The organism is Bacteroidota bacterium, assembly GCA_034439655.1.
In the GTDB taxonomy this organism is placed as follows: Bacteria; Bacteroidota; Bacteroidia; order UKL13-3; family UKL13-3; genus CANJUD01.
On the sequence record JAWXAU010000098.1, the window covers coordinates 1 to 5,320 of the forward strand.

The following is a 5,320-nucleotide window of genomic DNA, read 5'->3' on the forward strand; positions in this document are numbered from 1 at the left end:
CACAGCCCACTTGGGTGGCCGCGGGAAGGCTCGGTGCCTTGTTGGTACAGTTGGCCACAATAATTAGCTGCATGTCGCGGCGGGTGAGACCTATGTTCATCATCTTGCCGTTGGAGTCCTTACGCCATTCTTTGAGGGTGATGGCCACAACGGACACCTGCTGCTGCATCGGCTTGAAGCAAAGGTCGCCAGTGATTGAGTCCAAGAGCCATCCCTTGCAAGTCTTGTCGTTGTATTTTTTTATCGAGGGGAAACCATCATAGTACAAGGGGTACTGGTAAGTATAAGAACCATAGTAAGAGCAAGGCGAGTTGTAACCATTAAGAGCCTGTGCCATGTGGTAAGAAATGGAATCGTAGTTGGAAGTGTCGCGGGCACCGTTGTTGTAGCAGATGCAGTTGCCCACGCAGTACATACCCACGGGGTCGTTTGTGAGTGTGGGTGAGTTGTTGCAGGGGCTGATGCATCGGTTGAATTCGGCATAGGAATAAAAATTTTCGTTTGCACAACAGGTGGTGATGGCACCGTTTCGTGCCTGCTGGGAATATTCCACACGGAACTTGCAGCAATTGGTACCAGTGAAAACAACCATTTGTTTGAATATCACTTTTTCAACACCATAGGGAAACGAACAACTTGCATCGGAACCGTTGGGATAGCCCCATGCATTGCAGTTGGTACGGTCGCACTTGGAGCATGACTTTTTGCAGACTGGTGTGATGTCGGTACATGAGACCTGTGTCATAGTGTAATTGGAGCTATAGGAACATCCAATTCCGATAACACTCATGGAAATAGGTGAAAGATTAATACCTTTACAGTCCTTGAACACACGCACGATAAAATCGAACGTGTCCTTATTGCGGCAAGTGTACTCGATATCGGCTCCCATCATATGGGTTGCCTTCGTTTCCCAACTTTGTGTAAAGCTAAGAAAAAACAACAGTAGGGGTAGAATTTTTTTCATTAACAGCTTTTTTTTAATGATTTAGAGTTCAAATTTAAGATTTTTAAGCGGGTTTGCAAAATTCTCGCTTACGACTTCACGACTCTCAAAACTAGGTTTGGGTTGCCTACTAATATCTCTGCCTATTTATTTCCTATTATGTTATTGATTATATGCAATTTAAATTATTCAACACTGATAAAATTAATCAATAGAACTATCAAATAAATCTATACACAAACATAGACAATTATAATGTGGAAACAGTTATTATATTTCTAAAATTTCATATCAAACTTATCAGCATCTTTCAAAAACGGAAAATCATTTCTGAATTGGGCTAAATAATCAAGGTTTAATTCCACTTTTTTAACTTGTTGTGTATTTGTTTTGGCCTGCCAGATATAGCTTCCGTCAGGATTTAAGACCGCACTATCTCCTGAATGGTCTATATTATTCCCATCAACTCCAATTCTATTGACTGCAGCAACAAAACATTGATTTTCGATTGCTCTACCAATGAGTAATTGTTTCCAAGCAAAACTTCGTCGGGTGGGCCAATTGGCGACGTATAATAATATATCATAACCAACATTGTTTCGTGACCATACTGGGAAACGCAAATCGTAACAGACCATGGGGCAAATTTTAAATCCTTTAATTTGGAAGGTGATACGTTCGCTGCCCGCAGTATAATTTTCGTTTTCTTTACCCAAACCAAATGAGTGCCGTTTATTATAATATTTGGAATCGCCTTGGGGAGAAATAACTATAAATCTATTATAATAATTCCCCTCATCGCTACATATAAAACTACCTGCTATATAACAATCTTTTTCTTTTGCCTTTTCATGCATCCATTTTATCGTTTTGTCATCCATAGACTCTGCTAGTGCAGGGGAATTCATGCTGAAACCTGTTTGAAACATTTCAGGCAATAAAATTAAGTCTGTTTGCTCAGTTATATTATATATGATTTGATTGAGTTTTTCAAAATTTTGTTGTTTGTTTTCCCAAACAATATCATATTGAATTAAAGTTAGATATAATTTGCTCATAAATTTGATAATTTCTCAGCAGCTTTTTCTAAAGTTTCTTCTTTTTTTGCAAAGCAAAAACGGAGTACTTTATTATCGACCCCTTTATGATAGAAAGCAGAAATGGGGATACTTGCCACGCCTGCTTCTATGGTAACTCTGTTTGCAAATTCTTTGTCGTTTTCGTTACTTATTTTATCGTATACAGCACACTGAAAATAACTACCACTGCAGGGCAATAATTTAAACTGACTTCCTTCCATCAAATTGGCAAAATAATCACGTTTTTGTTGGTAGAAAGCACCTAATTGCAAATAAGTATCCTTGTTTTTTATATATTCTGTGATGGCATATTGAGTAGGTGTATGCACACTAAAAACCATAAATTGATATGCTTTACGAATTTCTACCATCAAGTTTGCAGGTGCCAAGCAATAGCCAATCTTCCAACCTGTTGTGTGAAAAGTTTTGCCAAATGATGATATAATAACACTACGTTCGGCCAACTTGGGAAAACGCGAAACGCTTTGGTGCTCATAGCCATCAAATATTATATGTTCGTATACTTCATCACTTAATATAATTATGTCAGTGCCTTCCACCAGTTTCTGCAATTTCTGCATATCGTTACTGCTAATAACTTGTCCTGTTGGGTTATTGGGTGTATTGAGAATAATCATACGGGTATGGTGGTTGACCAGTTTTTTTAATTCGCTCCAGTCTATTTGGTAACCCGGCATTTTCATAGAAGCATATACAGGTATTCCGCCCGCCATTATTATACTGGGCACATAAGAGTCGTAACAAGGTTCTATAACTATCACTTCGTCGCCTTCATGTACCAAAGCCATAATAGTGGCATTGATTGCTAATGTTCCGCCAGGCATTATAGTGATTTCTGTATCTGGATTATAATATGCAGAATAGAGTTCTGAAGTTTTTTCAGCAATGGCTTCACGCAAGGGTATATGACCGGGCATAGGTGCATATTGATTATGTCCTTTTTTCATGGCGTCGTTTACTAGTTTTACGAGCTCGGGGTCGCAGGCGAAATCGGGGAAGCCTTGTGCCAGATTGATTGCATTGTGTTTATTGGCCAGTGCACTCATAACAGCAAAAATAGAGGTGCCAGCTTTGGGCAGTTTCGATTTTATAATATTGGGAAATTGAGGCATGTTCAGTTTTAAATTTAGTGCAAATAAAAGCCTGCGAACTTAATAGTTTGTATATAATTATCATTTGACGTAGGACAAAGTTTATATTGTACTTGGCTTCCGACCATAGGAGGGAATTGGCTATTTAAGAATTTAGTCGTCGAATCAAACAGATCCTTCGCAGTCCCGAATAAGATTCGAGATGCTGAGGATGACGTTATAGATAAATGTTATTAAACTTGTGAACAATTGGTTTATTGGCCAAAATTTTATTGCAATACCTTCGCACTAATTATGACAAAAAATATGGACAACGATAAAATAAAATCATTGCAAAGTACCATCGAACGATTGGAGAAGCAATACGGTAAAGGCATTGTAATGAAAATGAACGATGACAGAATAGAAGGTATCGAAGCACTTTCAACTGGTTCATTGGGACTTGATATTGCACTGGGCATTGGTGGTTTTCCTAAAGGCAGGGTTATAGAAATATATGGACCTGAATCATCTGGAAAAACTACACTTTCTATGCACGCCATTGCTGAAGCACAAAAAGCAGGAGGTATCGCAGCTTTTATAGATGCAGAGCATGCTTTTGATAAAACCTATGCAGAGAAGCTGGGTATAGATACTTCTGCACTCTTGATATCGCAGCCCGATGATGGTGAGCAAGCTTTAGAAATAGCGGACAACTTGATACGCTCAGGTGCAATTGATATTATAGTGATAGATAGTGTGGCTGCTTTGGTTCCGCGTGCGGAGATTGAAGGTGATATGGGTGATAGTAAAATGGGTTTACAAGCTCGTTTGATGAGTCAGGCTTTGCGTAAACTTACGGGTACTATCAATAAAACAAATTGTTGTTGCGTGTTCATAAACCAATTGCGTGAAAAAATCGGAGTAATGTTTGGCAACCCTGAAACCACTACCGGTGGTAATGCCTTGAAATTTTATGCATCGGTGCGTATAGATATTCGCCGCATAGGACAATTGAAAGACGGAAATGATATAGTGGGTAACCGCACCAAAGTGAAAGTAGCAAAAAATAAAGTGGCCCCCCCGTTCCGTGTGGTTGAGTTTGATATTATGTATGGACAGGGAATCTCTAAAGTAGGTGAGATAGTAGACCTTGGTGTTGACTATGAGATTATCAAAAAGAGTGGTTCATGGTTTAGTTATAATGATACCAAAATTGGTCAAGGCCGCGATTCTGTGAAACAAATGCTATTAGATAACCCTGAGATGAGTGAAGAGATTGAAGGTCGTATCCGAGAAAAGGCGTTTTCTTCTGGTGTAATAGCTAAATTAGAACAGGATTAAGTAGTGTTCAATTACTTATAAATTAATTTGCATTTCAGTTTGTAAAAGAGGTGCATGAAACCTTACCTTTGCACTCCCAAAAATGGGGATTGATTCCGTAGCTCAGTTGGTAGAGCATAACACTTTTAATGTTGGGGTCCTGGGTTCGAGTCCCAGCGGGATCACGAAAAATCAACGTAATAGGCTGTAAATGAATAATGTACAGCCTATTTTTTGTTCGGGGTAAACATCGGAGAAACATTTTGATAAATGCTTATGATTCCTGTGGCAAAAAATCTGAAGTTGATTTAATCATTTTATTTTTTTGGACACTTTTTGCAGGTAATAATTAAAATTGGGAGATTTTAAACGTCCGAACATAATTAGGGTCTGGTCAAAAACTCAGCTTGAATATTTCTGTGCGAAAAAGTTTAGAAAAAATATTATATATATATTTGTATAGGCACAGGGGTGCTAACCTCGTTAAATTAACGAGGTTGAGCACCAAAGTAATTGAGGCTATCCATGATTCGCTTGTAGTTTTTAGTTTAGCTTTGATGTTGTCTAAACCGTACCCTACTTTCGCTTGGCCAAATTTGCCTTCAATTGGATTTCGCTCTCCTGGACTTACTTGATTTGACAATGCCTCTTTTTTCGGACGGCCAAGAGGCTTTGCTCTTAGTTCTATATTAAGGTCTTTGAGCCGTCGCCTATTTTCCCTAGTGCAATATATTCTATCGGCCAATACTTCCGCGAGGTAATATCCCATCCTTTTTTTATATTAGACCTCTTTCATAATTGAAAATTGTAAAGTCCAGCAATCAGATTAAGTCTCAGGTTATATTTCTTTCTTCTGTTCCTATATTTTTCAGCAATAATTC

5 protein-coding genes, 1 tRNA gene and 1 pseudogene are annotated in these 5,320 nt (G+C 38.5%); 2 read left to right on the top strand and 5 right to left on the bottom strand.

The genetic code is table 11. From position 1 onward, the window contains the following. The 3 genes from SGJ10_06705 to SGJ10_06715 all read right to left on the bottom strand — a co-directional run. A partial coding sequence (locus tag SGJ10_06705; protein ID MDZ4757815.1) for a hypothetical protein occupies window positions 1–832 on the bottom strand: 832 nt, incomplete at its 3' end. A 392-nt stretch (window positions 833–1,224) separates the two neighbouring features. Beyond that, window positions 1,225–2,004 (bottom strand): amidohydrolase, encoded by a 780-nt coding sequence (locus tag SGJ10_06710; protein MDZ4757816.1) that lies wholly within the window; start codon window positions 2,002–2,004, stop codon window positions 1,225–1,227. Then, on the bottom strand, window positions 2,001–3,158 hold the full coding sequence (locus SGJ10_06715) for a methionine aminotransferase (protein ID MDZ4757817.1): 1,158 nt from the start codon (window positions 3,156–3,158) through the stop codon (window positions 2,001–2,003). Before SGJ10_06715 ends, SGJ10_06710 begins: the two co-directional genes overlap by 4 nt. Window positions 3,159–3,431: 273 nt before the next feature. On the opposite strand from SGJ10_06715, the gene recA reads away from it, so the two are divergent. Together recA and SGJ10_06725 are read left to right on the top strand one after the other, a co-directional pair. Then, on the top strand, window positions 3,432–4,460 hold the full coding sequence (recA, locus tag SGJ10_06720) for a recombinase RecA (GenBank protein ID MDZ4757818.1): 1,029 nt from the start codon (window positions 3,432–3,434) through the stop codon (window positions 4,458–4,460). Between the two features lie 91 nt (window positions 4,461–4,551). Then, window positions 4,552–4,624, top strand: a tRNA-Lys gene (locus tag SGJ10_06725). A 308-nt stretch (window positions 4,625–4,932) separates the two neighbouring features. Here SGJ10_06725 and SGJ10_06730 read toward each other — a convergent pair. Continuing rightward, a pseudogene (locus SGJ10_06730) lies at window positions 4,933–5,220 on the bottom strand (transposase). A gap of 11 nt (window positions 5,221–5,231) precedes the next feature. Continuing rightward, window positions 5,232–5,320, bottom strand: an 89-nt coding sequence (locus SGJ10_06735) for an IS5/IS1182 family transposase (GenBank protein MDZ4757819.1), incomplete at its 5' end; no start/stop codon positions are given.

What these genes read in the sequence shown, in the direction of transcription:
- SGJ10_06715 (MDZ4757817.1), bottom strand. Translation starts at nt 3,158, where the DNA reads ATGCCTCAATTTCCCAATATTATAAAATCGAAACTGCCCAAAGCTGGC.
- recA (MDZ4757818.1), top strand. Translation starts at nt 3,432, where the DNA reads ATGACAAAAAATATGGACAACGATAAAATAAAATCATTGCAAAGTACC.
- SGJ10_06710 (MDZ4757816.1), bottom strand. Translation starts at nt 2,004, where the DNA reads ATGAGCAAATTATATCTAACTTTAATTCAATATGATATTGTTTGGGAA.